Consider the following 25,507-nt stretch of genomic DNA (forward strand, 5'->3'; position numbering starts at 1 on the left):
TCATGGCAGCTGCGGATTGCAGATGACATCCGAACCAAGATCGAGTCTGGGCATCTACAGCCAGGGGACAAGCTGCCTGGCCTGCCGGATCTTGCCCAGTCCTACGGTGTCAGCCTGGTCACGGTGCGGCTTGCGCTCGCGAGGCTGAAGCAGGAGGGACTCGTGATCTCCCAGCAAGGTCGCGGGAACTTCGTACGAGGAAGACACCGCATCCGCAGATTCGGGATAGAGCGCTACAGCCGATCGGTGTGGGGAGGCGAACAGGCCCGGCCGCTACTGGAGGCAGAGGGCGGCAAGCAGGGGCGGAGCATAGGCCAGACCACGGAGACCGACACGGCACCAGCACCCGCCTTCGTGGCCGATCGTCTGCCTGGAATCTCCGAGGGAGACACCGTCCATGTTCGGCGACGTGTCACCACGATCGACGGAGTGATCAATCAATCCGTCGACTCCTACTTCAGTCTTGAGACTGGGGCGCGGTCTGCTGCACTGCTCTCGGGCGAAGGAACCGGGGGCCACATCGCAAGGATCAACGCGATCTCACCTGTCTTAGAGATCCAGGAGGAGCTTTCGGCCCGCATGCCGACAGGACCCGAGTCGTCACATCTCCAGATCCCCGAAGGCACACCAGTGGTGGAGATCATCCGGACCTATCACACCCAAGACGGCCCTCTCGACGTCACCAAGTTTGTGATCAGGGCCGACATGGCTGCCTTCGACTACAGATTCCCAGTCCCTGATTGATCCAGATGATCAGACTGGTTCGGTTGAGACCGTTCTCGGCGACGCTCCCCGACCTTGAGTGTCGTTCGTGATAGACGATGGCGGGTCTCAGGACCTGCAAATCTGAAGACCAGACAGCAAAACCGGCGGCCCTAGAACCTGCACAGCAAGGCACTAGGACCGCCGGTCCACCGCTCAACCCGGACGAGTTTGCCGACCAGGCCGGGTTGAGCTTCGTACGCGAGAGAGGCCAAGTTGGCTCTGCCCGTTGCATCAACGGTAACTCAGGCGACCGACTGCGAACACAGGGAGCGCCGCGAACCACCCGAAACGGGGGAGGGTGCCGCGCCGACCAGTCCGCCCGAGTCGGACCCGGCGTGGGGGCCGTCTGGGCGCATTGAGATGCCCGCCTTGCTGCTGCGCTCTGCCGTGCACGGCGGCTTGGCCGTGGCGGCGTGGGCGATGTACGAGACGCTGATGCCGCGGGGCCTGCGCGGTGGCCGGGCGCCCGCGCGGGCGCGGCGGATCTGGGTGGGCGAGGCCCTGGGGGTGACGCCCAAGAGCCTGGATGCCGCGCGCCGGGAGCTGCTGGCGGCCGGCGAGTGCGGTCCATGGTTGTCGCGGTCTGCCCCCCGGGGTGCCAAGCGCGCCGTCAGGCACATGGCGCTGCATGTGCCCGCGCAGACCGGCGAGAAGTTCGCGGCCGTGCCCGCCTGGACGCTGGATCTGGTCCACGGCGGCCGCCATCGGCCGGAGGGCACCATCAGCCCGGACGCCTGGCGGCTGTACGGCCTGGGGGAACTGGAGCGCGAGAACGCCGAGACGTTCGAGGCGTCGGTGCGCTTCCTGGGGAAGCTGCTGCACGCCTCCCCCGACACCGGCCGGCGACGAGCGTTCGAGCTGGAGGCGTCCGGGTTGTGGCAGGTGGCCGAGCGGCCCGGGGGGCGGCTGGTGATCCGCCCGATGCAGACCCCGCAGGAGGCGTTCACGGCGGCATCGGCCTACGCCGAACACGGCCGCGCCCAGGTCGTCGACCCCTCGCAACCAAGCGCATTCACCCCTCGCAACGAGACGCATTCACCCCTCGCAACGAAGCGCACTCCACAGGAGTCAGACCTTCAGGAGTCACCTCTTCCGGAGTCAGATGATGCGCCTCCCGCCGTAGGCGTGGTGCAGGTAGGCCGCGCGCGGGCGCGAGCGGCTGACGCCGGGAGGGTCGAAAGGTCGGCACCGAGGAAGGGGCCTGGCCGCGGTTCGGACCCGCGGGCGGCCGAGGTCTACCGCCAGGCGGTCCCGGCCGAGCTCGCCGCGCTCATCCCCGCGCACGGCCGCCGCCGAGTGCTGGCGGTGCTGAGCGCCGAGCTGGTCCACCGCGAGCCCGGGGAGCTGGCCGCGCGGATCGCGGCGCGCTTCGAGTCCTGGCGCTACCGGCTGGCCGAGGTCACCGATGCCACGGCCGTGGCCATCACCCTCGCCCGGCGCGGCTACCACTGCGTGGACGTGCGGTGCGAGGACCATGTACGGCTCGACACCGGCCAACGGTGCAGCGCGTGCGCTGAGACCGCACACGAGATCACCAAGGGCCGTCAGACGGCCTCAGACGGCCCCGTGATCGACGATCAGCCGCCGCCGGGCCGCGTGATACCCGCCAGCGGGTCTAACGCCCCCACAAGACCGCTCAGCGCCGCACCGCCGCCGCTCACCGACACCTGCCCGCGTCATCCGGGCGCCCGGGAACGCGCTGACGGCGAGTGCGCCGGGTGCTGGGTCGACCGGATCGCCATCGCCTGACCCCCCGGCCGGGTGGCCCGCGAGGAGGATCGGAACGGGTCAGTAGCGACTAGCCAGGTCGCGCGGGTGTGGCCAATCCACTTGGCCACACCTGACCACGCCAGGCAGATGGCGAGACAGGCAGGCCCCCTGCTCGAATCGGGGCATGACGAGCATCCGAGCGTGTTACGGCGGGGGCGGGTGGCGAACGCGCGGGGGAGAGCCCCCGGAGAGCGTGCCAAGTTTCAAGGTTCGATTTCCCCGGGAGCGAGGCATTCCCGCTCGGCCGTCGGCCACGGGGCCGTATGCGCGTTGCGGCTGGTCGAGGCGTTTTTGGTGGGGTGGTGGGAGACCCCGCGCAGCCGCTCCCGCGTCTCTCCCCGCGCCGTGAAAACCCCTGCAGAACCCTGCGGAAACCCTTACATCCAGACCGAGACGGCATCGCATGTGCGGCCTCGAACGTTTCCCACTTCGCGTCGGAGATTCCCCGAGATGACGAGAGATGACGGGGGATTACCGGGGAAGACGGAGGATGCCAGAGGACGCCGGGGGAACATTTAGGAACACGAAGTGACACGGCAGCCAAGTAGAGCAAAGTGCGGCTAAGTAGGGCCGATTTCTGTGCGTCCTTGTGCGTCCTTGTGCGGCGGTGTCCGGCCTGGTCCGGCGTGGTCCGGTCTCGTCGGTCACCGTGTCGGCCGGGCCTGGATGGTGCGCCGTGAGCGCACATATTGACGCAATCTTCGCGGGTTCTCTAGCCTCGAAAAGCAACCTGGAGGTACCCCCGCGATGAAGGCAACCGACACCCCTGTCATTCACCCCCTGCGCAAATGGCGGCGCGACCGCGGCATCACGCTTTTGGAGGCGTCCGGGCTGACCGGGGTGCACGCCTCGGCGCTCTCGCGGATCGAGCGCCGCCAGATCAACCCCCGCCCCATGACGAAGGTGGCGATCGCCCGCGCGCTCGGCGCGCCGGTCGGCCGGCTGTTCCCCGCCCCCGGCGCCGACCCGCTCGCCCCCCGGCCCCGTCGAAAGCCCGGCCGTCCGGCGTCCTCCAGGCCCGCAGATCCGCAGACCCCTTGACCGGCCCGGCCCCCTGCTGGTCTGTCCCCGCGGGGAGGATCTGGCGGGCCGGAGGGGGCGCCGTCCCACAACGTGGGCGAACTCCGGGGCGTGAGTGATCTGCGTGAGCGATCGGAGCGAGACGTTAACCATCGCCGGTTGGTACGACACGGGCATGCACGCCGCGACATGCGCCCACCGGCCCCCACCAGGGCCGGGCGACGTTAACGAAGAAACCTGTTACGACACCGCCATGCACAACCCGACCCCTGCCCACCAGGCGTTTCGCCCGGCCGTCTTCCCGGCCCGGTCACAGCAGCTCCAGCTCGAGGTCACCGCCCTCGTCGTCTTTCTCTCTCCAGCCGACGGCGCCGCCTTCGTGGCGTTTGCGGTCCTGGTCGGCCAGGCGCCGGGCAAGGACCCGCTCCAGCTCCGAGGCCGGCGGTTCGGTGTCCACGTGCCCCAGGAAGGGTTCGTCCTTCAACAGGGGCAGGGCGATGTCGGCCTGGCGCATCTGCTGGCGCAGCTCCCGCAGCTTGCCCTCGTGGTACAGGGCCAGTTGCTCGAAGCTCTCGGCCTGACGGAGCAGCTCGCTGGCCCGGGTGGTGACGGCGCTGATGCGCTGGGAGGCCAAGGCACGGTCGGCCTCGCTGGCGGCGGGGTCGTGCTGCTGGGCGCGGAGCTCGTCGGCGACCTTCCAGTTCCTGGCGGCATCCTGACGCAGGCGGTCGGCCAGCCAGATCCTGTCTCGCCAGAGAGCGACCGCGGTGGCGTGCTCGCGCCACAGTCGCACCGCTGCCGCGCCATGCGACCAATCCCCGGCCGGGCTTGTGACGCCGCGCTCGTCGTCGCCGCGGTCGGTGGGGAACGGCGCCGAGCCCTCGATCCACTGGGCGGCCTGCCAGGTGTCCACCGTCACCCCTGGCAGTACCTCGGCCGTGACCGCGTGGCCGATCGGCAGCATCAGTTGCAGCGGAGGGACCTCCAGCGCGCGGGCCATGACGAGCACCTCGGCCAGGCTCACGCCCTGGCGCAGGCCGCGCTCCAGCTTGGCGATGACCGAGCGGTCCATCGGCAGGCCGAGTTCGGCGCACCGGTCGGCGAGCGCCTGGGCGCTCATCCGCTGCCGGCGCCGGGCCTGCTGCACCCGTTCTCCCACGTCCCGCGCGATCCGCCCCGCCCATTCCATGCTGTGTTCCATGGCGGAACAGTATTGCGACATACCGCGACTTGACAACACAACGTTGGTTGCTCTACCCCTGTGATCGTGTTCTACGTACACCCGAAATTGAGGTTTTCATGACCGTGGTGGAACAGTATTTGTCGCGTCAGATAGTGGCCGCTCGCGTCGGGGTGTGCGTGCGGACGCTGGAGCGGTGGGAGAAGCGCGGCATCGGCCCGGCGCCGATCCGCGTGGGCCCGCGCCTGGTGCGCTACCGGGCCGCCGAGGTGGACGCCTGGATGGCCGCGCCGGAGGCCGAGGACCGGTGAACGAGACGACGAAGGGCGGCCCCTGCCCGGACCGCCCTTCACCCACGTATCTGGCGACCCGCCCGGCCACCATCGCCAGCATAACCACGCCCGCCCACGCTTCTACGGTCATGGGGAAGGCGCGTTGATGGCCGCATCTACGGACACCGGCGACGACGTCGGCGCCAAACAAGGCGAGTGGAACGACGTGGTCCGGCGGGCACGCATCGGCAGGGAGAAGAAGCTGGCGATGCTCATGCTGAGCTCCTACGCCAACTCCGACGGCACCAGCATCTACTGCGGGGTCGCGCGCCTGGCCGTCGACTGCGGAGTCTCCTACCGCACGGCCGGCCGCTACCTGGCGTGGGCGCGCGAGGTCACGCTGCTGCAGATGGTCAAGCGGGGCAACCACCGCAAGGGCCGGTCCGATGAGTACCGGCTGATCCTCGGTCACCTGGTGAACGAGAAGGTGACGATCCCCGACCCTGACGCCTACCGCAAGCTCGTCGGCGAGATCGCCTCCGCCAACCGCGCCGACTCCAAGCGCCGCCAAAGCGCACTCCCCGACCAGGACGACCAGGACGACGCGGAGGAGCCATCTTCTACGGACACCATTGATGACCGTAGAAGTGAACCGGCCCCCCAGCCGCAGCAGGCCGATCTACGGACACAGGGGGACCGTAGATCGGCCTCCCGTCCGGACGCATCTACGGACACCCAGACGTCCGTAGGAACAGGTTTCTACGGACACAGCGACACCGTTTCTACGGACACCCCTGATGTCCGCCCACCTTCCATAGATCACCGCACCTCTTCTACGGACCTTCCATGGGCGAAAACTGATCTCCGTAGCGCGCGGTACCCGTCCGCGCGCGCGAGCGACGGCGACGGGCAAAAGCAGTCATCGACAAGGAGGAAGCCGCAGGCGGCCTGCAATCGGTGCGGCACCGTCCTGGACCCGGACGGCACTTGCTTCACCTGCCACGCCGTGCCGCGGCCGCGCACGAGCCCGGCGTCGTGAGCGGGTTTCTACGGACACCCCGCCGCGCGACCCCCCACCCCCCCTGGCGGCCGGCGCCCTCGTGCTCAAGTTGGCGTCGGTCGGCCGGAAACCCCCGGCGACGTCGCGCGTTCGGCGTTCCCGAACGTCTTCCCTCCCTGCGGTCTGGTCGCGTGACCCGCTCGGGATCGTCTGAGTCGAACGCAGGAGCGACGACCAGCGGTCACCGGACCCGAAGGTCATCAAGACCCGTGACCGTCTCAGAAACGATCTGAGCGCGTCGATGACGGGTGCGGGACACGCGACGAGACGAGACACCCCATGCGACCCCGGCACCCCATGCAACCCCCGCGACCTCATGGACGGCATCGGGGCGTCGTCGACCTCATGGACGCACCCATGAGGGTGCCCCCGCGTGGCCGACCCATCGGACCGCCCCCGCGGACAGGTCATGAAGACCGGCCCGGCGCGGCCAGGTCATGAACGCCCCTGGGCCGCCCGGGCGGCGGGTCAGCGCGCCGGGTCGGGCAGGTGGAGCACCACGGCGGTGGCGTCGTCGCGCTGGCCGTCGAGGCCGGCCGCGGCGGCCGCGGTGAGGGCGTCGGCCAGGGCCTGCGGGTCGGCCCGGTGCCGCACGGCCAGCGCGGTCATGAGCTGGTGCGGTGTCTGGTCGTGCACGCCGTCGGAGGTGAGCACCACCAGCGCGGGAGCGCGCACCCACGCCTCGGCGACGGTGGCCACCGCGGCGGTGGCCACGCTGGTGCGTACCCAGTGGGCGGCCCGCCGGACGGGCTCGCCGTCGTACCCGCACATCGCGAGTTGCTCGGCCAGGTTGTGATCCACGGTGAGCGGCCGCAGGTCCTCGCCGTCCAGCAGCGAGGCGCGGCAGTCTCCCACCCAGGCGATCCGCATCCGGTCATCGCCCGCCGCCACGGCCGCCACCACCGCCACGGCGTCGGGCTCGGGCTCGTCGTCGTCGCCGGGATCGGCCACCAGCTCGGTGGCGGTGAGCAGGCCGGCCAGCGGTCCGCGGCGCGCGGCCACGCGCGCGGCGACCTCGGCGAGCATCCGCGCCACCGCGGCCACCTGCGGGCTGTGCCCGATCCCGTCGACCACCGCGGCCGCCACCGCGCCGTCGGCCTGGCGGCGCACCGCAGCGGCGTCCCCGCTGGGGTCGATGGTGCCCGGTCGGGTCGCCACCCCGACGGTGAGGCTCACGTGGTCCGTCATGGTCGTCATAACCGGCAGCGTAGGAGGACGGCCGGGGAGGGCCTTAACGCTCGGCTAACGCAAGGCCGGGCCCGCTGCGGTCGCTTGCAGGTGCCGGAGCAGGGCGAGCTCGCGGCGGCAGGGCGTGCAGTCGGCCTCGCCCTCCGCCGGCCGTCCTTCCTGCGGGGCGAAGCCGAACCCGCACAGCGTCTCGGGGAAGCGGTCCATGGGCGCCGGGACGTAGTGCGTCCCGTGGTCGGTGCGGTCCTCCACCACCCGCACCGCAGCGGGCTCGCCGCCGTCGTAGGGCGCGCCGGCGGGCCAGTCGTAGGCGGGCGAGGCGTCGCAGCGCATCCGGTAGTCCGGCCCGGTCCACTTGCGGCCGTAGAACACGCGGTTGGCCGCGTCGATCTCGTCGGCCAGGCGCTCGAAGGAGATGTCGTAGTCCGCCATGTGCGCCCAGCGGTCCCCGGGGGCGTGCTCGGGGTGGCCGTAGTGGTCGGCGGCGAGCTGGCGGAACATCAGCAGCAGCCGCTCCACGTCGTGGCGGCGCACCCGCACGGTGTCGCTCCGCTGGTCGTAGCCGTGCGGGTCGCTGGTCGTCTTCGGCACGGGCGTGCCCCTCTCGGTGGTGTGGCGTCTCCGGCGCTGCTTGTGACCCCGGAGCGGCGGACGTCTCCGCATCCTTCCCGCCCGCCGGCCGGGCCGCCGTGTTCGCCGCGCGGGCGGCCCGTCAGGCCGTCACGGCGGTCAGCAGAGCACCGCGGCGGTCTGGGCGTCACGCTCGCCGTCGCGGCCGGGGGTGACGGCCTGGCGGGTGCCGGGACGGGCGAAGGATCGCGGTACGTTCGCGCTCCGAACGTGCGTGGCAATCCCGCTAACGTTTTCCCTGTCGGTACTTGTCGCCACGAGATGGACGCTCGGTCGTCGGCCCTCCGCGCGGGGGTCGACCGGGTAGCCCCGCCGGTTGAGCCCCCACTCAAACCACGGAGGGGCGGAGGAGCGGTACATGAGCGGCAAGCGCCGGCGGAGCCGTAAGCAGCCAGGCCGGGACGGAGGAGGTTGGTGGCCCGTGATCGTCAGGGCCCTGCTGATCCTCTTGGACTGGAGGATGAACGGCAGCCGCGGGCCCAGGTGGTGGTGACGACCACTTCCCTGAGCCCGCAGTAAGGCAAGACCGCAAAAGGGGGGTCCCGATCTTGGTTACCAGGCCGGTCGGGGCCCTTTGCGCGTTTCGCGTGCCGCTTAGGTGCACTGCACCTAAGCTCGCCCAGGCTATCAGCGGGGTCTTTGACAGGTGAATGCCCTGGTAGGCCCGGCGTTCACAGATGTCAGCCCTGCTGCAAGAAGGTCCCTCGCATGTCGCCGCCGGCTGCTGGACCCGCTCCAGGAGGATGAGCGGAAGGCGTTCGATGGGCGGGTTCGCCGGACGCGACCCCGAGCGGGTGAGTCATGGGGCGGTGTCGGCTGGTGTCGGTCGGTGTGGTGTCGTGTCGGCTCGTTCTGGGTTTCGATAACATGCCTTATCGCAACCCAAGATCGAGGGTTTCGCCCGGCATGGAAAGGACGTCGCGGATGACCGAACTCGCCCCGCTTCCCCCCGGCGGCCTCGCCCCGGCCGACGATAGGCCCGCCGATCGGGAGCTGAGCCCGGCCGCCCGCGAGCGCCTGGCCGCCGGTCTGGCCGCCAACACCGGCCGCGCCTACGCCCGCGACTGGGCGGCCTTCACCGCCTGGTGCGCCGCCGCCGGCCGCACCCCGCTCCCGGCGACCGCCGAGACCCTCACCGAGTACGTCACCCACCTGGCCGCCACCCCGACCGCCCGCGGCACCCTCCCGGCGCCCTCCACCATCGAGCGGGCGCTGGCGTGCGTGCAGTCCCGCCACAAGAAGGCTGGCCTCCTGCTCAACGCCGAGGGCGCCCGCCTGGCGCTGCGCGCCTACCGCAAGGAACGCGCCGCCGCCGGGACCCGCGCCCGCAAGGCCCCGCCCGCCGTCCTGGACGACCTGCGCGCCATGGTCGACGCCTGCGACCCCACCACGCTGGCCGGGCTGCGCGACCGCGCCGCCCTGGTGCTCGGCTTCGCGCTGATGGGCCGCCGCAGCGAGCTGGCCGCCCTCGACATCGAGGACCTGGCCCCGACCGTCGAGGGCCTGGAAGTGCTCATCCGGGCCTCCAAGACCGACCAGGACGCCATCGGCGAGGTCGTCCCGCTGCCCTACGGCTCCCACCCCGACACCTGCCCCGTCCGCGTGGTGCAGGCATGGACCACCGCCCTGGCGAAGCTCGGCGTCACCGCCGGCCCCCTGCTGCGCGGCATCGACCGGCACGGCCGCATCACCACCGCCACCCCCGGGGCATCGGGCAAGGCCGCCGCGCGGATCAGCGGGCACGGGCTCAACCTCATCGTCCGCCGCGCCGCCGTCCGGGCCGGGCTGCCCGGCGCCGAGACCTACACCGCCCACTCGCTGCGCGCCGGCGGCGCCACCGCCGCCGCCAAGGCCGGGGCGCCGGTCTCGGCGATCGCCCGGCACGGCCGGTGGTCGGAGAAGTCCCCGGTCGTGCACGGCTATATCCGCGCCGCCGACAAGTGGCGCGACAACCCGATGCGCGGGGTCGGCCTGTGACTCCCTTCGAGGCGCTGGCCGACATCGCGGCCGCCGCCCGCGCCGCCTACGCCGGCGGGGCGCACCTGCGGGTGCGCTCCAGCGGCATCGTCCACCAGGTCGCCATGACCCGCTGGCTCGGCGGCCACCTGATGCCGGGCCCGGCGTGCATGGTCGGCGTCAGCGGCTGGGACCCCGGCGCGGCCCACCCCGACCACGGCGAGGTGACCTGCCGCCGCTGCCTGAAGCTCCACCAGCCCCCGCCCGATGGGCAGCTCGACCTGTTCGACGCCCCCGCCCCCGGCCTGGCCCCGCAGCAGCTGCCCGCCTGGTGACCCGGACGCGGACCTAGGTCCATGCATAGGCAACCACCTACATTCTTAGGCGCGTACCTGCGTGCGCGGGTACGCGCGTACCTGCGCGCCTAGGCGCGTAGGCGCGCACGCGCAATTACCGCCAGGCCGGGCGGCGGCCCCTCGGGACACGCCGCCGTCTTGCCGGATGCAGACCCAGGCACGACCACCGGACTACCTGGCCGCCCGCGCAGGTGGCGCCGCATAGGAGTTTTCCGACACGCCTACGCGCGTGTGCGAGGGGTTTCCGCTTGACCAGGACCCCTTGACCGGCACAGCTGGCCCGGCGCGCCCGCGCGCGTTGGTCTCCTGGCGAAACTGGCGAAACCTCGGCCTCGAGGTGGAGGAGCGCGCCAGGACGGGGAGGGTTTCGTGGGTTTCGTGAGGCACTCCCGCGCGCCTGCGCGGGGGAATTTCGGGACTTTCGGGACGCCTCTACACGCGGTCGCGCGAGGGACGTTTCGACGTTCACCCTCCCCGGTGTACGGATTTCCGTACAGTGAGGGCATGCCATCCGAGACCATCGAACCCAGCGACGACGGATACCTCGTCCACCTCCAGACCACCATGACCGCCGCCGAGGCCGAGGAGGTCGGGCGCCGTCGCCTCCGTGACGCCAGTGAGATCACCCACGCGGCGGCCTGGGGGCTGCTCCTGCTGGCACGCCTGGAACGCCAGGCGCCGAGCGGGGCGGAGGAGACCGAGGACCGTCAGGCGGAGCTGCGTGGGCTGATCCGCGCTCTGGAGCAGCGCATTCTGCCCAGGCTGGAGGGGCTTCGGGACGCGGCGGTGCGCTGGCACCGCGACCTTGACGGCTCCCATGGCCAGCTCGCCGAGGCGATGGGCGTCCCGCGTTCCACCGCCCAGACCCGCCTCGGCGCGCTGCTGGAGCGCGAGGTGTCTGACGGGGAGCGGTGGGCACGCGGCCAGTGAGACGTCCGGCACGGGTTTCACGACTTTCGCGACACCCCTACGCGCGCGCACGCGCGCGCGACCCCCTCTCTAGGGCTCTGACCTGCGGAAACGCCGATGATCTTATGTGATAAGGGACATTGACACATACAATTCCGCGTTTGCCCAGGTCAGAGGTCGTTCTCCGGGGGTGTTTCCCGGTTCCGCTTGCGCGCGTCAGGGTTCCCTGACATAGTGGATGTGTCAGGGAACCCTGACGTGCGTCTGGGAGGAAGGGGAGCCGATGGGGTGGGGCACTATCGAGGGGCACGAGGGGTGGGGCCCCGCGGTCTTCCCCGACGGCCGGCTGTCGGTCGGGTCCAGCGGTGGCGGAGCCATGGTGCGCGGCCCGGATGACCGGCTGGAGAAAGGCGTTGACGGCCGGACCGCGATCGGCTGGCAGGCGGCGTGTGAGTGCGGGTGGCGCGGCCCGCTGTGGCGGCGCGTCGCCACCGCCGGCGAGCACGCCCCGGACCGTCACCAGGTGTTCGTGCCCGACGTCGACCGGTACGGCGACGCCGCCGAGGAACTCCAGGCGGCGATGCGCGCCGAGTGGAGCGGCCACGCCGCCGACGCCCGCGACCCGCTGGAGCAGGTACGCGAGCAGGCCCGCGAGGCCGGCGCCGCTCAGGCCCGGCTGACCGACGCCGTGCACGCCGCCCGCCAGGCCGGCCACTCGTGGGCCGACATCGGGCAGGCGGTCGGCATCACCCGCCAGTCCGCCCACGAACGCTGGGCCCGCCTCACCACCGCCACCACCGACGCCGCCGCCCAGGAGGCCCGATGACCCGCGAGCCGTTGCAGCTGACCCCGGCGGGCAAGACCTACACCGCCGCCGAGCTCGGCCAGATGGCCGGCCACATCGCCGCCTGCGCGTTGTGCACCGGGGACGACGAGCAGATGCGGGAGGCTACCTACGCCGAGGACCTGCCGCCCGAGGAGCTGGAGGACTACATCCGCCTGGCCCACGGCGTGGAGGACTGGCGCCAGGCGGTCGGCCGGTGACCCCGCCGCCCTCAGACCGACCCGACCGAGCAAGGGAGCACGAGCAGATGAGCGACACCGACCAGACGCGCGAGCAGGTGCGCCTCGTGCCGTGGGAGACCGTCACCGACGCCGGGGGCCGCCGCGCCTGGACCGCCGGGCAGCTGCGCGCGGCGATCGCGCACCTGGCCGACGACGCGCCGATCGTGGTGTACGTGGCCACCGACGACGACGGGGAGGACTCCCAGATCATCGTGGACGGCTGCCACGCCGAGATCGCCGGGACCGACCAGCCCGATCCGCTGTACGGCATCACCTGCGCCTGGCCCGCCAACCCCAACCTCCACATCTGGCCAGACGCCTGGTCGAGCGATGAGGACCGCCGCCCGCCTGCCTGACCCCTCGGCCGTCACCGCACAAGCCCGGACACCGGCCTCGCAGCACCACGCTGCGGGGCCCTTTTTCGCGCCGATTCACAGGGTCAGTCGCGGAGCGAGTTAGTAGGTAAGTCCGACCTACCGCCCCGCGCGGCGCCGTCGACGAGCCCGGCGCGCAGGCCCTCGCACCGCCAGGCGCTCATGATCGAATGCAAATTATCTGTACTGAATCAAGGGCGCCCCCACCGGCGGTGGGGGCGCCTCCGCGGTTGCCGAAAGAACCGCACGGGCAGCCTTCGGATGATTCCCCCGACGAAGGAGACGGCTATGGGCAACACCATCAACAGCATGTACGGGCCTGGCGAGCATGAGGACAGGGCGACGTCGCTCGCGTACGAGAACCCCGAGATAGCCAAGGTGTTCGCCATCCTCGCGCTCGCCTCGGCAGTCAACCGGTTAGCCGAGGCCCACGAGCAAGCCCACTCCTGAGCCGCCGATGTGATTGCCGAATTGTTCTTGTAGGTCATCAAGCGGCGGCCCCCGCGGCCGCGCGGCACGCCGCGCGCCCGGCGGCCAGCCGATCCGGGCGTGCGTCCCTTCGGGACGGTCCCGGCCGGCGCCGCCCGGCGCGCTCCCGCCGACCCGGGACCAGGCCGCCGCCCTCGCCTCCAGGGCAGACGCGCGCGATGGCACGTACACACGGCAAAAAGGGGCGCCGCAACGCGGCATCGACGCGAGGCGCTGAGATCGCCTGTACGGCCCGCGCGCGTCCCCCGGCGACCGAGGGCCGCCCCGGGATCCAGGATCGATCAGGGACAACCACAGCTCCGCACGGGCGATCTCGCGGCCCGGCCCCCGTGCCGGTTTTCAGGGACCGGGGCGGCGTCGACCCCGCTCCGAGTCGAGAACTTTCTCTCCGAGGCCGCGCGGCCCCAGAGGCGATGATGGCGAACGGATTGCTATGGCCCGTGGGCGCCTGGGGCCTGCCTCACGACCGGTGCCGCCCGATCACGCCTGCGGCCAGCTGCGAATGAACTGGCGCAGCCGGGCGACGTCGCGACGCTCGGCGTCGAGGGATCGCCGCCACGCCTGCTGGTCGATCCAGTGGGCGATCGTGGCGTCGATGAGGCTGCGCAGCTGCGCGGGGTCGAGGGCCTCGGCCTCCCACTGGGCCGGGGTGGCCGGGTCCAGGCCGTGGCGGGCGGCGAACGCGGGCCAGCGCGGATCGCCGGCCTTGCCCGGCGCGGCGGGCAGGCCGTAGCCGAGGACCTGGTCGTGGGTGAGGGCGATCTGTTCCACGGTCGACCAGCAACCGCAGGTGCGGGCGAGCCAGTCGGTGAGGATTGCCTCGCCGCTGGCGTCGTGGTCGCCGACGTAGGCCAGCACCGCCGGCCGTGGATCGGCCGCCACGCGGTCGCGGACCCGACGCACGTAGGTCTCGCTGGAGAAACCGCGCAGCACCAGGACGGGCAGCCCGTAGGCGAGGGTCCAGCCGGTGATCTGCGCGCGCAGCGTGTCCTTCTCCGCGGCCAGGTACAGCGCGACCGGCTGGTGCTCCATCCGGTCGCGCCGGTACAGCTCCGGCACCTGGGCGAGGATCTCGCCGGGATCGGTGTAGGCCGGCGGGGCGTGGATCTCGCGTACCGCGTCGATCAGGTCGGGGAAGTCGCCGCGGCGCCGGGCCTCGGCCAGGTGGGCCGACAGCTTGCGGTACGCCGCCGCGGTGTTGGGGATGACGCCCGCGACGGCCAGGCGGTAGAAGCACTGCCGCAGCGTCACCCCGCCCTGGTAGGCGGCGACGACGAGCCGGGCCTGCTCGACGACCTCGGCCCACCGGATACGGCCCGGGTACATGTACCTCGTTGTTCCCCGGACCGGCACCTCACCGGGGCCCGCCACTGGCTATGTCGGTGAGAAGCGCAGCGGATATTGCCGAGTTTTGACAGCACCGGGACCGGCGAGCCGATCACCGACAAAGCCACGCCACGGGCGCGCGTTGGCATGCCAGCGTGCTGGCATGCTCAGGGCGCTACTGGCGGTCCAGCCATTCCTGTACGGCCATCGCCACCGCCTCGCGCAGCTCGATCTCCTCGCCCGCGCAGTGCGCCTTGAGGCGGCGGCGGAGGTCTCGCGGCAGGTAGGTGGAGAAGTTCACCCAGTCGTCCCCGGAGGGTTCGGCGTGCTGGCGTGCTGGCGTGCTGGCACGCTCGGATGGTGGTTCGGCCGTCCCGGTGCTGATCTGCTCTACCTGCGGGGTGAGCCGCATCGAGGAGGTGGCACCCGGCCGGGCCCTCGGCGTCCTGGCGGCCGTCATGCCACTGCCGTCACAGGCCGGCCCAGTTCGGCCAGAAGCCGCTTGGCCAGCTCCTCAAAGAGGAATGCCATCTCCGAGGCGTTGGAGCGGCCAAGAGCCCGCAGCGGGATCGCCGCGTCGCCGGCATCCTTCACCGGGGCGCGCTCGGGGACGTATGGCGTCCACACCCGATCGCCGAACAGCTCCGGCAGGCCGTCGAGCTGGTAGGCGTGCGCGCCGATGTTGCCGCGCACCCGTGAGACCACGTAGCCGATCAGCGGCAGGCCCGGGTTGCCGACGTCGGCGGCCCGCTCGGCGATGAAGTCGCGGAAGCGCACCGCGCCCTCGACGCTGTCGTACTCGGGTTCGACCGTGCAGACCGCGACGTGGCCGGCGGCCAAGGCGAGCTGGGTCAAGTGGCCGAGGCTGGGCGGGCAGTCCAGCAGGACGACGTCGTAGCCGTCGTCCACGTCCTCCAGGGCCTTGCGCAGGCGCCACACCGCGCCGACGACACCCGCCTCGGAGATGCGGTTCTCCAGGTCGAACCGGGCCGGAATGAGGTCGATGCGTTCGGCGATGTCCTGTTCCCACCCGCAGGGGTAGATGGCGTCGGCGGCGACGCCGCGGGCGTCGGCCTTGATGGCCTCGGCGATCGTGGGGACGGGCTCGGCGGGGTCCCAGCGAAACCCCAGACGCCGGGAGGCGTTGGCCTGCGGGTCGAGGTCGACCACCAGGACGCGACGGCCGAAGGAGGCCACGGCGGCGGCGGTGTTCACCGTGTAGGCGGTCTTGCCCGCCCCGCCCTTGTGGTTGCCCACCACCACACGGCGAGGATGTTGTGCGCTCATGAGGTGCCAGGATGCCAGGAACACGCCAGCACGTCAGCAGGTCAACACGCTGGCATGCTGGCACGCTGGCACGTCATACCTGGCCACACCCTCGACGAGCACGCGAAGCGGCTGGCAACTTTGGTTGCCACCGGACGGGGCGGGGGGCCTGGCGGCGTTTTTTGGCAGGTGGCGGGCGACCACGTGCAGCGTCTCCCGTTTCTCTCCCCACAGGAAACGGCGAAGGGCCCGCCGGGGGATCCGGCGGGCCCTTCGAGTGGGGGCGGGGGTCTATCTCACGGTGTTGAAGGTCCCGCACTGGGTGCAGGTCCAGGAGGCCGGGACGACGCCGACTTCGACGCGCACCGTGCAGCCGCCGCACTCCAGCCAGGCCCGCGTGACGAGGATCCTCATCGCGATCCCTTCGTGGCCGGGGAGTGCAGCGTCTGGGCGAGCAGCTCGGCGAGCATCTCCCGATGGGCGGCGAACAGCCGGCCGCCGAGGAGCGCCAGGTGCTCGTTGAGGTCCTCGAAGGTGTCGGCGCGCACCCATTCGGCGCGGTCGGCGTCGTCGGCGCCGGTCAGCGTGGGGAACAGGTCGCGGTAGCGGGTGCCCATGTGCGCGCGGACGGGCACGGTGACCATCCACGCCTCGTCGCTCTGGCGCGGGTCGGGGACGAGACGGGCCGGGAGCGCGATGCAGATGGCGTTGTGCTCCCCGAGGACGAGCCCGGTCTCCTCGGCCAGCTCGCGGATCGCCGTCGCGGTCGGCTCCTCGCCGGGGTCCGCTTTGCCACCGGGGATCGCCCATCCGTGGCCGTCCCCGCGCCGGATCATGGCGATCCACCGGTGGCCGTCCTCGTCGTAGAGATTGGCGATGGCGTCGGCGCAGACCTGCTCTCCCCAGTGCCCAAGCTCGCCCCGGCCGTAGCGGATCCCGGTCGGCGCGGCCGGGTTGAGCGGGCGGCCGTCGACGACCTCGAACGGGACCAGGGCGGCGGCCTGCCGGGGCGCCCAGTCGATGCGGGCCGGGTCGGTGGTGGGGTCGGCCCAGCCCTCGGCGACGCCGCGGGTGAGGACGTCGGGATGGGTGTAGGTGGTCACGGAAGCTCCTTCGGGGGCGGGGGTGGCGGTCACTTCTTGGCGGCGTTCTCGCGCTGGCAGGCCGGGCAGGAGCCGCTGGACAGCGTGCCGGGGTGGCGGCGGCAGGAGCCGACCTTGGCGGTGCGGACGTCGTTGGGCGAGCCCTTGCCGGACTTGCCGAATCCGGCGCTCTTGGGGGACTTGGGGGACTTGGGGGACTTGCCGTCCTTGGAGCTGGTGGCCATCATGGACCTCCCTGAGAAGGGGCCCCGGGACGAGCTTCTTGGTCGGAGACGCGTCCCGGGGTTTCGGCTGTATGGACGGTGGAGCTGCCGCTCCGGGTGCCCGCCCGGCCTGGTCACGCGGCCGGGCGGGCACCCGCAACCTCAGCGCCTGGCGGCGGCCGCGGCGGCGCGGGAGTCGCCGGCGGAGTCGGTCTGGTCGGGGTGGTCGTGCAGCCCCTCGCCGCAGGCGTTGCAGTAGGGCTCACGCGACCAGACGGTCCCGGCGAGCAGGGCCAGGACGCAGGCGACCCCGTACAGCGCGTCGGCCTCGGCGGCGGTGGCGATGACCAGCACGGCGAGCGCCGTCAGGGTCAGGGCGGTGAAGGGCCGGTTGAGGCCGAGCGTCCGGGCGAGGGAACGGCGAGCGGCGGGCGTGGTGGGCATGGTCTGTGTCCTTTCGGTGGGATCGGGCGGGGTCAGGCCAGGACGCCGGCGGGCAGGGTGGCGACCAGGACGGCGAGCGCGGCGTACATCAGGTGGGTGGCGGTGCGGATGCGCCGGTACTTGGCCAGCGCGATGACCGACAGGCGCACGACGTCGGCGGCCTGGCGGCCGGGAGCGGCCTGCTCGCGGCCCAGGACCTCCAGCAGCTGCTCGGCGGTGAGGGCGGCGTGGGCGACGAAGCCCGTCCCGCCGTCGCGGGGCAGGGACGGGCGGATTACAGCCAGCAGCACCGCGACCGCGGCGGCCAGCAGCGCCACCGTGCCCCACAGCCCGCCTTGGGCGAGCAGGGCCAGGACGCAGGCGACCCCGTACAGCGCGTCGGCCTCGGCGGCGGTGGCGATGACCAGCACGGCGAGCGCCGTCAGGGTCAGGGCGGTGAAGGGCCGGTTGAGGCCGAGCGTCCGGGCGAGGGAACGGCGAGCGGCGGGCGTGGTGGGCATGGTCTGTGTCCTTTCGGTGGGATCGGGCGGGGTCAGGCCAGGACGCCGGCGGGCAGGGTGGCGACCAGGACGGCGAGCGCGGCGTACATCAGGTGGGTGGCGGTGCGGATGCGCCGGTACTTGGCCAGCGCGATGACCGACAGGCGCACGACGTCGGCGGCCTGGCGGCCGGGAGCGGCCTGCTCGCGGCCCAGGACCTCCAGCAGCTGCTCGGCGGTGAGGGCGGCGTGGGCGACGAAGCCCGTCCCGCCGTCGCGGGGCAGGGACGGGCGGATTACAGCCAGCAGCACCGCGACCGCGGCGGCCAGCAGCGCCACCGTGCCCCACAGCCCGCCTTGGGCGAGCAGGGCCAGGACGCAGGCGACCCCGTACAGCGCGTCGGCCTCGGCGGCGGTGGCGATGACCAGCACGGCGAGCGCCGTCAGGGTCAGGGCGGTGAAGGGCCGGTTGAGGCCGAGCGTCCGGGCGAGGGAACGGCGAGCGGCGGGCGTGGTGGGCATGGTCTGTGTCCTTTCGGTGGGATCGGGCGGGGTCAGGCCAGGACGCCGGCGGGCAGGGTGGCGACCAGGACGGCGAGCGCGGCGTACATCAGGTGGGTGGCGGTGCGGATGCGCCGGTACTTGGCCAGCGCGATGACCGACAGGCGCACGACGTCGGCGGCCTGGCGGCCGGGAGCGGCCTGCTCGCGGCCCAGGACCTCCAGCAGCTGCTCGGCGGTGAGGGCGGCGTGGGCGACGAAGCCCGTCCCGCCGTCGCGGGGCAGGGACGGGCGGATTACAGCCAGCAGCACCGCGACCGCGGCGGCCAGCAGCGCCACCGTGCCCCACAGCCCGCCTTGGGCGAGCAGGGGCAGGCGGGTGGTGACGGCGGCGCCGATCGCGGCCAGCAGCGAGAAGCCGGTGCCGGCGAATCCCAGCAGCATCGCGGCCTTGCTGTCGGTGCGGGCCAGCTCGGCGCGCACCGCGGCGGCCTCGGCCTCCAGCGAGCACAGCACCTCGATCGGCGTCGCGGCGGTGGTCTGAGCGGTCATGGCGGGGCCTTCCTGCGTGGTGGGGGACGTGGGGGTCAGGACTGGTCGCGCAGGGCCCGCAGCAGGGCCTGAAGGTCCACCCCGGCGGCGCGTAGCGCCTCGACGAGCGCGGCGGCGGGGTCCGGGCCGGGCGCGGTGTCGGGCAGAGGGCTGTGGCCGGTCTGTCGGTAGGTGCCCGACTCCCGGTCGTGCTCCAGGCCGCCGGCCTCGACGCGCTCGCGCAGCACCTTGTGCAGCCAGGCGCGGGTGTAGCCGGTGGCCGCAAGGACCTCGCCGAGTTCGTGCGGGGCGAAGGGGCGGCCGTCCAGGGCGGTGACGGCCTGGTCGAAGACGGCGCGGGCCTCGGCGGGGTCCATCGGCCGCACCTCCAGGCCGATGGCGTCGGAGGCGGTGCGGGCCGGCGGCGCATCGAGGTCGACCGGCGGGGTCGGGCCGCCGGTCCGCGTGACCGTAGGTCGTGAGGGCCTGGCCGATGGTGAGCAGGCAGCGGGCGAACGCCTGGGTGTGAAAGTCCGGTGTTGCCATCCGTGATCCTTTCGCGTGGTTTGGGGTGAGATCTGATCGTCTGGGGGTGAGAGCGGGCGGTGCGCGGAGGTGAGAGGCGGGGTGAGAACCCGGTGAGAACCGGGGGTGAGAGGGGGTGAGAATCGCGGGTGATACGGCCGCTGACCTGTAGTCCCGTCGCGAGATCTCACCCCCTGGCCCCTCGCATGCGCTGCTCCGCGATCGCGGTGCGCTCCCGCCCGCCCGGGGGTGATCTTGGTCAGGCGTGGGCGAGGGACCGCACCCGGTAGGTGCCGGCGTCGGGGTCGTGCTCCAGCAGGCCGCCGTCGACGCGGTCGCGCAGCGCCTTCTGGATCCAGTGGCGGCTGCGGCCGGTGGCCGCAAGGACGTGGCCCAGGTCCCGCGGGGCGAAGGGGCGGCCGTCGGCGAACGCGGCGATGGCCTGGTCCAGGGCCTGGCGGGCCTGGTCGGGGCTGAGCTTGGGCGCGTCGACGTCGCCGAGGGGGACGTCGGCGACATCGGCCAGCGGCGCGTCGGGGTCGACCGGCGGCGTGGTGGCGTCGGCGCCGTCGAGTTCGCTGTGTGGGGTGACGTACTCGCGGGCCACGCCGCTCACCTCCAGGTCGTCGGTGTCGCGGGCGGGCGGTGCCGCGGTCTTGCCGGCCGGGGCGCCGGGGGTGGGGCAGATGCGGGCGGTGATGGCGTCCAGGGGGCGGCCGGTGGCGGGGTGGGCGGCGCAGTGGGCGCGGAAGTTGCGCACCCGGGCCTGGTCGTCGGTGCCCCAGTCGAAGAACCGCATCGGCATGGCGATCTTCTCTGGCGGGATGCCGGGCATGTCGCCGTAGGCCATGCCGGGGCGGGTCTGCTTCCACTGCTGAGGCTTGGCGCCGGCGGCCTCCTGCTCATCGGAGATGCCCCATCCGGCGTCGTGGCTGTTGGCGACGCCGAAGCACAGGTAGGCGCCGCCCTGGCCCTTGACGATGGTGGGCATCTGGGTGTGGTCGGCCCGCTGAAGCGACCAGACGATCGAGCCGCCCGCGCTGCGCAGCATGCGAGCCAGGTTGATGAACTTGGCCATGTCGACGTGCTCGAAGACGTCGGCGGCCTCTTCGATCCACAGCACGATGTAGGACAACCCGCAGCCCGGCGCCCACTTGGGCAGGCCCTTGGCGGCCAGGTGGTCCAGCCGCGCCGCCAAGATGCCCTCCAGGTCGGCCAGTAGCTTGGTGGCGCCAGCCTTGGTGGTCTCGACCCGGTGCAGCGCGGGCCGGGCCGCGCCGATGCTCTGCTCGCCCTTGGTGATGTCGATGACCAGCAGCGCCACATCCGGGCGGGTGATCAGCTCGCCCCAGTAGCCCCACGCTCCGGCGGTCGTCTTGGCCGACCCGGTCATGCCCATGATCTGCAAGTGCGAGCCGACGATGCTCACCTGCGCCATCTCGCCGTCCTGGAACAGCGCCAGGCGCAGCGGCTCGGCCACCGAGCGGCCCGCCCGGGACGGCCCCGGCCAGGGGACGGGGTTCTCCAAAAGCAGCGGGTTGGACGCCGTCACCGTGGGCGCTCCGGCGTCGTGGGGGTTGGGGGTGGCGACCAGCGTTCCCGAGGGCAGGCGGCCGGCGGCCTCCATGGCGGGGATCGCGCGCTGCAGGTGCTCCACGGTGTCGCCTTCGGCCAGCTCCACGGTGCCGGTGATGCGGTGCTCCTCGGCGCGCACACCCGAGACGCCGATCTCCAGCCCGGCCTTCTCGGCGGTGCCGACCAGCAGCCGCTTGAACAACCCCGCCCCCGTGGCCGGGGCCTCGGCCTCGGCGGCCTCGTTGGGGCGCACCACGTTGCGGATGTTCCACGCCGCAGCCAGGGTGCCGCCCAGCCACATGCCGATGTCGATCGTCGGCCGCGCGGTCGGCCCGGTGATCGTCGCGGCCAGCAGCCACCCCGAGGCCACCGCGGTGGTGCCGGTGGACTGCACCCGGCCCAGCATGTGCCGGTAGCGGGAGACGGCCCAGGTGACCCCGGTCAGCGCGGCGCCGGACAGCGCCAGGGCGGCCGAGGCCCACGGCAGCGCGCCGGGGGTGCCCCACCAGGCGTGGGTGAGCGCAGCGGCCGGGATCATCCCGCCGCCCAGGATCCACGGCACGGTGTGCGGGGCGGCCCGCTGCAGGCCCTTGCCGATCAGGTGGGCCGCGTAGTGGTCATGGATCACCGTGCCGCTGTGGACGGCCCGGACGGGGGCGGTGGTCTTGCTGTGGCGAGCCATCGGAAGGGTTCTCCCAGGTCAAAGAGGGCGGAGGCGAGGCGGAAACCAACAGCAGGTCAGGTGTCGAAGTCGAAGGTCTTGGCGGTCTTGTGGTGCTGCTCCAGCGCGGGGGCGAACTGGATGACGAAGTCCTGCCACAGGCGGACCAGCTCCACGGCGGCGCCGCGCTGGAGTTCGGCGGCGCGGCGGGCGCGGGCGGCGACCCGGCGGGCCCGCCACTTGACGTCCACGCCCATCAGCCACGGGTTGCCCTTGCCGGTGGCGGTGAGCACGGCGGTGATCTCCTCGGCGCCCCACTCCAGCTCGACCGAGAAGTCGCGGGCCAGGCGGCGCGACTCGTCCACGTACTTCTTCAGCGCGCTGGTGGAGTTGATCTCGATGGTGGACAGCTCCGGGATCCGGCGGCTGTTGGTGGGGTCAGCCACGAGGGCTCTCCTTGCGGGATCGGTGGGAGGCGACGATGCGGGCGGCGGTCCAGGCCAGCGGCGGCCAGCCCGCCCGCGCGCCGGCCAGGTCGACCAGCACCACCAGCGCCGGGAGCGCGAGCACGGCGGCGACGCCGAGCACGGCCGGCGGCCAGCCCAGCAGCAGCCCGAACGCCAGGGCGGTGACGCCGAGCAGGGAGGCGGCGACGGCGGTCATGGCCATGACCGGCTGCAAGGCCGCCCACAGCGCGGCGTAGGGGTCGCCGTCCCCGGTCCCGGCCGCCGGGGAAGCGGCCGGGGCGGTGCTGGTCGGGGCGGTGGTGGGCTGGTCCATGTCGGTGATGACGTAGACCACCGGCGGGTCACACCGGTCACGGTCGCCGTCACGGTCGCCGTCACGGTCGTGGTCGTGGACGGTCATCGGGTACTCCGGCGGGTGGCGGGGGCGGGGGAGATGGTCGAGGCCACGCGGTGACGCATCCGCGTCCAGGCGGGCAGGGCGGCGAGGCCGGCGGCCAGGCCCGAACACCACATCGCCAGGGCGTCGGCGGCCGGGGTGAACCGGTCCAGGGCCGCGTAGACCAGGAACGACACCAGGGCCATGCCGATCAGGTGGCCGATCAGCGACTCCGAGCGGCGCCGGGCCCGGCCGGTCGTACGACGGCCGGCGGCGGCGCGGCTGGTGCGGCGACGCGCGGTCACGACCCCGCTCCCGTCGCCTCGACCAGCCCGTCGACCAGCTCGGCCACCTCGAACAGCGGGAGCTGGTCCTCGCACGTCCGGCACGGCTCCCAGGCCAGGCAGCCGTGCCGCCGAGGGTCACGGCACCGCCGGGCGGCCGGAACCTCCGGCAGCTCGGCAATGTGCCGGTCGTGGTCCCACTGGGCCATACGCCGCGCGGCCTGCTCGGCGCCGGCGGCTCCGCACGGGCAGGTGAACCGGTAGGACCTGCGGCCGTAGGCGTCGATCCCGCGCCCGATCTGCGGGCGGTGCCGCACCGCCACGGCGGCGGCCTCGGCGGCCGGAGCGGCCGGAGCGGTGATGGTGGTCGCGCGGGCCATCACACGCCCCCGCCCGCGGCCAGGATCTGCGAAGGCCGCGCCCCGTCGACGGGGAGCTGCCCGCGCTCGGCCAGGTGGTCACGCAGGTACCCCAGCGGGTCGATCTCCTCCAACTCGATCGCCGCGAACACTGCGCGAGCGGCGGCCAACAGCGCGGCGTGCTCGGCGGCCAGCAGCGCCAGGCGGTCGGTGTCGGTCATCACGCACCCCCGCCGCGCAGCTCGTCACGCAGCACGCGAGACAGGTCCTCCCGGCAGCGCAGCGCGTTCTGGATGGCGCGAGCGGACGGCCGCGCCGGCAGATCCCCCGAAGCGATCAGCCGGTGCAGCTCCGCACGGTGCTCCTCAGCGGTGCGCCCCCGGGCGGACTCGGAGGAGGGGGACTCCTCCGGGGTCCTCCATCGCAGGTCAGCGACCGCGACAGAGCCACGCCGGGAGGCCTGCGGCGAGGCGTCGCCGTCACCGTGGAGAGCAGGGTGGAGGAGGGGGCGCCGGTCGTGGTCCAGGCCGTGAAAGGCGGCCAGCACGATCGGCAGAGCGGTCACGATGATGACCGCCACGATCGGGCCGAGCAGATGCAGCACCAGCGGGGTGAGGGCGAACTCCTCGGCGACGCCGGGCAGGTGCGGCCAGGCGTTCATGCCGAGCGTGAGCGCCAGCAGCACGACCTCGATCCGCACCAGGACCGGCGAGACGATGGGCTGGCCCTGGGTGGCCATGTAAGTGCGGGCCCCGACCACGAACAACAGCCCCAGCGACAGGAACGGCTCGACGAACCAGGCCAGCACCCAACCCGGCGACCACTGCGGGGCACCCTCGGAGGCGAAGGCGTGCACCCCGGCCGTCGACCAGCCCAGCGCCAGGGTCAGCACGACCATCGCCACGGCCACCAGCACCCGGCGCGTCCGCGCGGCCTGCCATGCCCGCGCCGCCGGGTCCTGGGCCAGCTCATGCAACCGCGCGGCCTCATGCGCAGCCCGGCGGCGCTTGCGCACCTTCGGCGAGTCGACCAGCAGCGGCGCCTCGTCCTCCTGCAGCTCCACCAGGCGGTGCGCCTCGGCGACCTCGGCGCGCAGCTCACGCACCCGCTTGGTCTCGCCCACCAGCTCGACCACCTCGGCGGCCGGGACGGTCGACGACGACGCGGGCGCGTGGCCGGCGAGGTACCGCTCGACCTCGGCCACGCCGCGAGCGACGTCGTCCGGGCCGGGCTCAGGGGAGGGGATCGCGGTGATGCTCATCGGCCCCACCGCCACCAGCGGCGCCGCGAACCCTGCTCATCGGCCGCAGAGGTCCGCTCATCGACCGCCGAGACCAGCGCCTCCACCGCGGCGGCGATGTCGGCCAGCGGCTGCGTCACCTCGGCCACCACGCCCAGAACCGCGGTCGTGGCCGCGTCGTCGTCCTCCTGGCGGCGCGCGGCCAGCCGCTCCAGCGCGACGATGACCCGCTCGACCTGCCGCGAGGACGCCTCGCGGTCCTCGGCCAGCGCCGCCAGCTCGGCGCGAACCCCCGCCAGCTCCTCGCAGACGGCCAACAGCGCGTGACCGGTGGCCACCTGCGCATCCCGCACCGCCGTCACGCCGTCATCGACCCACCCGGGGCCACGTGCGGTGTAACAGTTCACGCCCGCCGCGCTGTCCAGCAGATCCAGCGCCTTAAGGGAGTGCGAGTACGGGATCGTGTTCGGCTCGCTCATCAACGGCTCACCGCCCCGGGCAGCGCGATGAGGTTGGGCTCGGCCGAGAAGAACAGCACGTTGGCGTCCGCGAACGCCGGCGGGCACTGGTTGCGCGCCCAGGTGTAGAGCTCGGCGCGCGTGGCGCCGGCGGAAACCGAGACGGTCCGCGCGATCGTGAGCTGGCGGACCTCGTCGTCGGCGGGGGCGGACACCGTCAACACGACGAACATCTGCGTGTGCGTCATCAGCCGCTCACCGCCTCGGCGAACTCGCCGGCCTCGGCGGCCTGCTCGGCGTACTCCGCCAGCAGCTCGTCGAGGATGTCGGCCTCGGCCTGGCGGCGCGTCATGAGCTCCTCCCACGACTCGCCCGGCAGGATCAGCTCCCGCAGATCGGGCTCCATCCTGGCCAGCACGTAGGCCAACGGGCCCACATCGAGAGGGGGGCGTCCCCGCCGCAGCGACGGGAACGGGATGATGGTGGACATCGGGCACCAGCTCCAATCTGGTCTGTCCGATCGAGGCCCTGGAGGGAAGCAGCCCGCCAGGGCCTCTTTGCCAGACCAACACTCTGTTGGTCTGTTGACAGAGATATGAGAACACAAAGAGGCCACTCTGTAAACAGACCAACAGGGGTACTAAGGTGGATCACATGAGCGACACCACTGACGGCCG

General features: G+C 72.5%; 36 protein-coding genes. 12 read left to right on the top strand and 24 right to left on the bottom strand.

Annotated elements, in window-relative coordinates; all coding sequences use genetic code 11:
* The 3 genes from BJ982_RS38205 to BJ982_RS38215 all read left to right on the top strand — a co-directional run.
* Window positions 1-744 (top strand): GntR family transcriptional regulator (locus tag BJ982_RS38205; protein ID WP_184889998.1); only part of this gene is annotated, 744 nt, incomplete at its 5' end.
* A gap of 390 nt (window positions 745-1,134) precedes the next feature.
* A complete protein-coding gene (locus BJ982_RS38210; RefSeq protein ID WP_184890000.1) occupies window positions 1,135-2,514 on the top strand; it encodes a hypothetical protein in 1,380 nt (459 codons plus the stop codon).
* 768 nt (window positions 2,515-3,282) lie between these two features.
* Entirely contained in the window at window positions 3,283-3,576 is a 294-nt protein-coding gene (locus BJ982_RS38215) for a helix-turn-helix domain-containing protein (protein ID WP_184890002.1), read from the top strand.
* 289 nt (window positions 3,577-3,865) lie between these two features.
* On the opposite strand, the gene BJ982_RS38220 is transcribed toward BJ982_RS38215, so the two are convergent.
* Window positions 3,866-4,756, bottom strand: a complete 891-nt coding sequence (locus BJ982_RS38220; RefSeq protein ID WP_184890004.1) for a helix-turn-helix domain-containing protein — start codon at window positions 4,754-4,756, stop codon at window positions 3,866-3,868.
* A 98-nt stretch (window positions 4,757-4,854) separates the two neighbouring features.
* Between BJ982_RS38220 and BJ982_RS38225 the strand changes: the two genes are divergently transcribed.
* The gene (locus tag BJ982_RS38225) at window positions 4,855-5,046 is read left to right on the top strand and encodes a helix-turn-helix transcriptional regulator (RefSeq protein ID WP_184890006.1); all 192 of its coding nucleotides are present in this window, start codon (window positions 4,855-4,857) and stop codon (window positions 5,044-5,046) included.
* A 127-nt stretch (window positions 5,047-5,173) separates the two neighbouring features.
* Window positions 5,174-6,046, top strand: coding sequence for a hypothetical protein (locus tag BJ982_RS38230; RefSeq protein ID WP_184890007.1), 873 nt, complete (start codon window positions 5,174-5,176; stop codon window positions 6,044-6,046).
* 489 nt (window positions 6,047-6,535) lie between these two features.
* Here the strand turns inward: BJ982_RS38230 and BJ982_RS38235 are convergent, their stop codons facing one another.
* Together BJ982_RS38235 and BJ982_RS38240 are read right to left on the bottom strand one after the other, a co-directional pair.
* Window positions 6,536-7,264: a SpoIIE family protein phosphatase gene (locus BJ982_RS38235; RefSeq protein WP_203959519.1), complete on the bottom strand. Its 729-nt coding sequence runs from the start codon at window positions 7,262-7,264 to the stop codon at window positions 6,536-6,538.
* Window positions 7,265-7,309: 45 nt separating this feature from the next.
* Window positions 7,310-7,846, bottom strand: coding sequence for a hypothetical protein (locus BJ982_RS38240; RefSeq protein ID WP_184890009.1), 537 nt, complete (start codon window positions 7,844-7,846; stop codon window positions 7,310-7,312).
* A 963-nt stretch (window positions 7,847-8,809) separates the two neighbouring features.
* Here BJ982_RS38240 and BJ982_RS38245 point away from each other — a divergent pair.
* The 7 genes from BJ982_RS38245 (at window position 8,810) to BJ982_RS38275 (ending at window position 12,995) form a co-directional block, all read left to right on the top strand.
* The gene (locus tag BJ982_RS38245) at window positions 8,810-9,862 is read left to right on the top strand and encodes a tyrosine-type recombinase/integrase (RefSeq protein WP_184890011.1); all 1,053 of its coding nucleotides are present in this window, start codon (window positions 8,810-8,812) and stop codon (window positions 9,860-9,862) included.
* Window positions 9,859-10,176, top strand: coding sequence for a hypothetical protein (locus BJ982_RS38250; RefSeq protein ID WP_184890013.1), 318 nt, complete (start codon window positions 9,859-9,861; stop codon window positions 10,174-10,176). The genes BJ982_RS38245 and BJ982_RS38250 overlap by 4 nt, the downstream gene beginning before the upstream one ends.
* 525 nt (window positions 10,177-10,701) lie before the next feature.
* Window positions 10,702-11,127 carry a hypothetical protein gene (locus tag BJ982_RS38255; protein ID WP_184890015.1) on the top strand — a complete coding sequence of 142 codons (426 nt, stop codon included), beginning with the start codon at window positions 10,702-10,704 and terminating at the stop codon, window positions 11,125-11,127.
* Between the two features lie 262 nt (window positions 11,128-11,389).
* Window positions 11,390-11,932, top strand: coding sequence for a hypothetical protein (locus BJ982_RS38260; RefSeq protein WP_184890017.1), 543 nt, complete (start codon window positions 11,390-11,392; stop codon window positions 11,930-11,932).
* Window positions 11,929-12,150 (top strand): hypothetical protein, encoded by a 222-nt coding sequence (locus tag BJ982_RS38265; protein ID WP_184890019.1) that lies wholly within the window; start codon window positions 11,929-11,931, stop codon window positions 12,148-12,150. Before BJ982_RS38260 ends, BJ982_RS38265 begins: the two co-directional genes overlap by 4 nt.
* Before the next feature lie 47 nt (window positions 12,151-12,197).
* Window positions 12,198-12,527, top strand: a complete 330-nt coding sequence (locus BJ982_RS38270; protein WP_184890021.1) for a DUF6225 family protein — start codon at window positions 12,198-12,200, stop codon at window positions 12,525-12,527.
* 306 nt (window positions 12,528-12,833) lie between these two features.
* A complete protein-coding gene (locus BJ982_RS38275) occupies window positions 12,834-12,995 on the top strand; it encodes a hypothetical protein (protein ID WP_184890023.1) in 162 nt (53 codons plus the stop codon).
* Window positions 12,996-13,514: 519 nt separating this feature from the next.
* On the opposite strand, the gene BJ982_RS38280 is transcribed toward BJ982_RS38275, so the two are convergent.
* From BJ982_RS38280 to BJ982_RS38375, 21 genes are all read right to left on the bottom strand, one after another.
* Complete coding sequence (locus BJ982_RS38280; protein ID WP_184890025.1) at window positions 13,515-14,360, bottom strand: hypothetical protein; 846 nt, start codon at window positions 14,358-14,360, stop codon at window positions 13,515-13,517.
* Between the two features lie 175 nt (window positions 14,361-14,535).
* A complete protein-coding gene (locus tag BJ982_RS38285) occupies window positions 14,536-14,820 on the bottom strand; it encodes a hypothetical protein (RefSeq protein WP_184890027.1) in 285 nt (94 codons plus the stop codon).
* Window positions 14,817-15,647 (bottom strand): ParA family protein, encoded by an 831-nt coding sequence (locus BJ982_RS38290; protein ID WP_184890028.1) that lies wholly within the window; start codon window positions 15,645-15,647, stop codon window positions 14,817-14,819. The genes BJ982_RS38285 and BJ982_RS38290 overlap by 4 nt, the downstream gene beginning before the upstream one ends.
* A gap of 270 nt (window positions 15,648-15,917) precedes the next feature.
* A complete protein-coding gene (locus BJ982_RS40170; protein WP_260414798.1) occupies window positions 15,918-16,040 on the bottom strand; it encodes a hypothetical protein in 123 nt (40 codons plus the stop codon).
* Window positions 16,037-16,729, bottom strand: a complete 693-nt coding sequence (locus BJ982_RS38295) for an NUDIX domain-containing protein (RefSeq protein ID WP_184890030.1) — start codon at window positions 16,727-16,729, stop codon at window positions 16,037-16,039. Before BJ982_RS38295 ends, BJ982_RS40170 begins: the two co-directional genes overlap by 4 nt.
* A 29-nt stretch (window positions 16,730-16,758) precedes the next feature.
* Window positions 16,759-16,956: a hypothetical protein gene (locus BJ982_RS38300; RefSeq protein WP_184890031.1), complete on the bottom strand. Its 198-nt coding sequence runs from the start codon at window positions 16,954-16,956 to the stop codon at window positions 16,759-16,761.
* Between the two features lie 138 nt (window positions 16,957-17,094).
* The gene (locus BJ982_RS38305) at window positions 17,095-17,376 is read right to left on the bottom strand and encodes a hypothetical protein (RefSeq protein WP_184890033.1); all 282 of its coding nucleotides are present in this window, start codon (window positions 17,374-17,376) and stop codon (window positions 17,095-17,097) included.
* Window positions 17,377-17,408: 32 nt separating this feature from the next.
* The gene (locus tag BJ982_RS38310) at window positions 17,409-17,876 is read right to left on the bottom strand and encodes a Pycsar system effector family protein (RefSeq protein WP_184890035.1); all 468 of its coding nucleotides are present in this window, start codon (window positions 17,874-17,876) and stop codon (window positions 17,409-17,411) included.
* A gap of 32 nt (window positions 17,877-17,908) precedes the next feature.
* The gene (locus tag BJ982_RS38315; protein WP_184890035.1) at window positions 17,909-18,376 is read right to left on the bottom strand and encodes a Pycsar system effector family protein; all 468 of its coding nucleotides are present in this window, start codon (window positions 18,374-18,376) and stop codon (window positions 17,909-17,911) included.
* A gap of 32 nt (window positions 18,377-18,408) precedes the next feature.
* Window positions 18,409-18,906 (bottom strand): Pycsar system effector family protein, encoded by a 498-nt coding sequence (locus tag BJ982_RS38320; RefSeq protein ID WP_184890037.1) that lies wholly within the window; start codon window positions 18,904-18,906, stop codon window positions 18,409-18,411.
* A gap of 35 nt (window positions 18,907-18,941) precedes the next feature.
* Window positions 18,942-19,262 carry a hypothetical protein gene (locus BJ982_RS38325; protein WP_184890039.1) on the bottom strand — a complete coding sequence of 107 codons (321 nt, stop codon included), beginning with the start codon at window positions 19,260-19,262 and terminating at the stop codon, window positions 18,942-18,944.
* Between the two features lie 407 nt (window positions 19,263-19,669).
* Entirely contained in the window at window positions 19,670-21,667 is a 1,998-nt protein-coding gene (locus tag BJ982_RS38330; protein ID WP_184890041.1) for a hypothetical protein, read from the bottom strand.
* Between the two features lie 56 nt (window positions 21,668-21,723).
* A complete protein-coding gene (locus BJ982_RS38335; protein ID WP_184890043.1) occupies window positions 21,724-22,092 on the bottom strand; it encodes a TraA-like protein in 369 nt (122 codons plus the stop codon).
* Window positions 22,085-22,513 carry a hypothetical protein gene (locus BJ982_RS38340; protein ID WP_184890045.1) on the bottom strand — a complete coding sequence of 143 codons (429 nt, stop codon included), beginning with the start codon at window positions 22,511-22,513 and terminating at the stop codon, window positions 22,085-22,087. Before BJ982_RS38340 ends, BJ982_RS38335 begins: the two co-directional genes overlap by 8 nt.
* Complete coding sequence (locus BJ982_RS38345) at window positions 22,510-22,794, bottom strand: hypothetical protein (RefSeq protein ID WP_184890047.1); 285 nt, start codon at window positions 22,792-22,794, stop codon at window positions 22,510-22,512. Before BJ982_RS38345 ends, BJ982_RS38340 begins: the two co-directional genes overlap by 4 nt.
* Entirely contained in the window at window positions 22,791-23,153 is a 363-nt protein-coding gene (locus tag BJ982_RS38350) for a hypothetical protein (protein WP_184890049.1), read from the bottom strand. Before BJ982_RS38350 ends, BJ982_RS38345 begins: the two co-directional genes overlap by 4 nt.
* Complete coding sequence (locus tag BJ982_RS38355; protein WP_184890051.1) at window positions 23,153-23,353, bottom strand: hypothetical protein; 201 nt, start codon at window positions 23,351-23,353, stop codon at window positions 23,153-23,155. The genes BJ982_RS38350 and BJ982_RS38355 overlap by 1 nt, the downstream gene beginning before the upstream one ends.
* Window positions 23,353-24,393, bottom strand: a complete 1,041-nt coding sequence (locus BJ982_RS38360; RefSeq protein WP_184890053.1) for a hypothetical protein — start codon at window positions 24,391-24,393, stop codon at window positions 23,353-23,355. Before BJ982_RS38360 ends, BJ982_RS38355 begins: the two co-directional genes overlap by 1 nt.
* On the bottom strand, window positions 24,390-24,851 hold the full coding sequence (locus tag BJ982_RS38365) for a hypothetical protein (protein WP_184890055.1): 462 nt from the start codon (window positions 24,849-24,851) through the stop codon (window positions 24,390-24,392). The genes BJ982_RS38360 and BJ982_RS38365 overlap by 4 nt, the downstream gene beginning before the upstream one ends.
* Window positions 24,851-25,078: a hypothetical protein gene (locus tag BJ982_RS38370; RefSeq protein ID WP_184890057.1), complete on the bottom strand. Its 228-nt coding sequence runs from the start codon at window positions 25,076-25,078 to the stop codon at window positions 24,851-24,853. Before BJ982_RS38370 ends, BJ982_RS38365 begins: the two co-directional genes overlap by 1 nt.
* Window positions 25,078-25,320: a hypothetical protein gene (locus tag BJ982_RS38375; protein ID WP_184890058.1), complete on the bottom strand. Its 243-nt coding sequence runs from the start codon at window positions 25,318-25,320 to the stop codon at window positions 25,078-25,080. The genes BJ982_RS38370 and BJ982_RS38375 overlap by 1 nt, the downstream gene beginning before the upstream one ends.
* Window positions 25,321-25,507 lie beyond the last annotated feature (187 nt).

Source organism: Sphaerisporangium siamense (assembly GCF_014205275.1).
Classification (GTDB): domain Bacteria; phylum Actinomycetota; class Actinomycetes; order Streptosporangiales; family Streptosporangiaceae; genus Sphaerisporangium; species Sphaerisporangium siamense.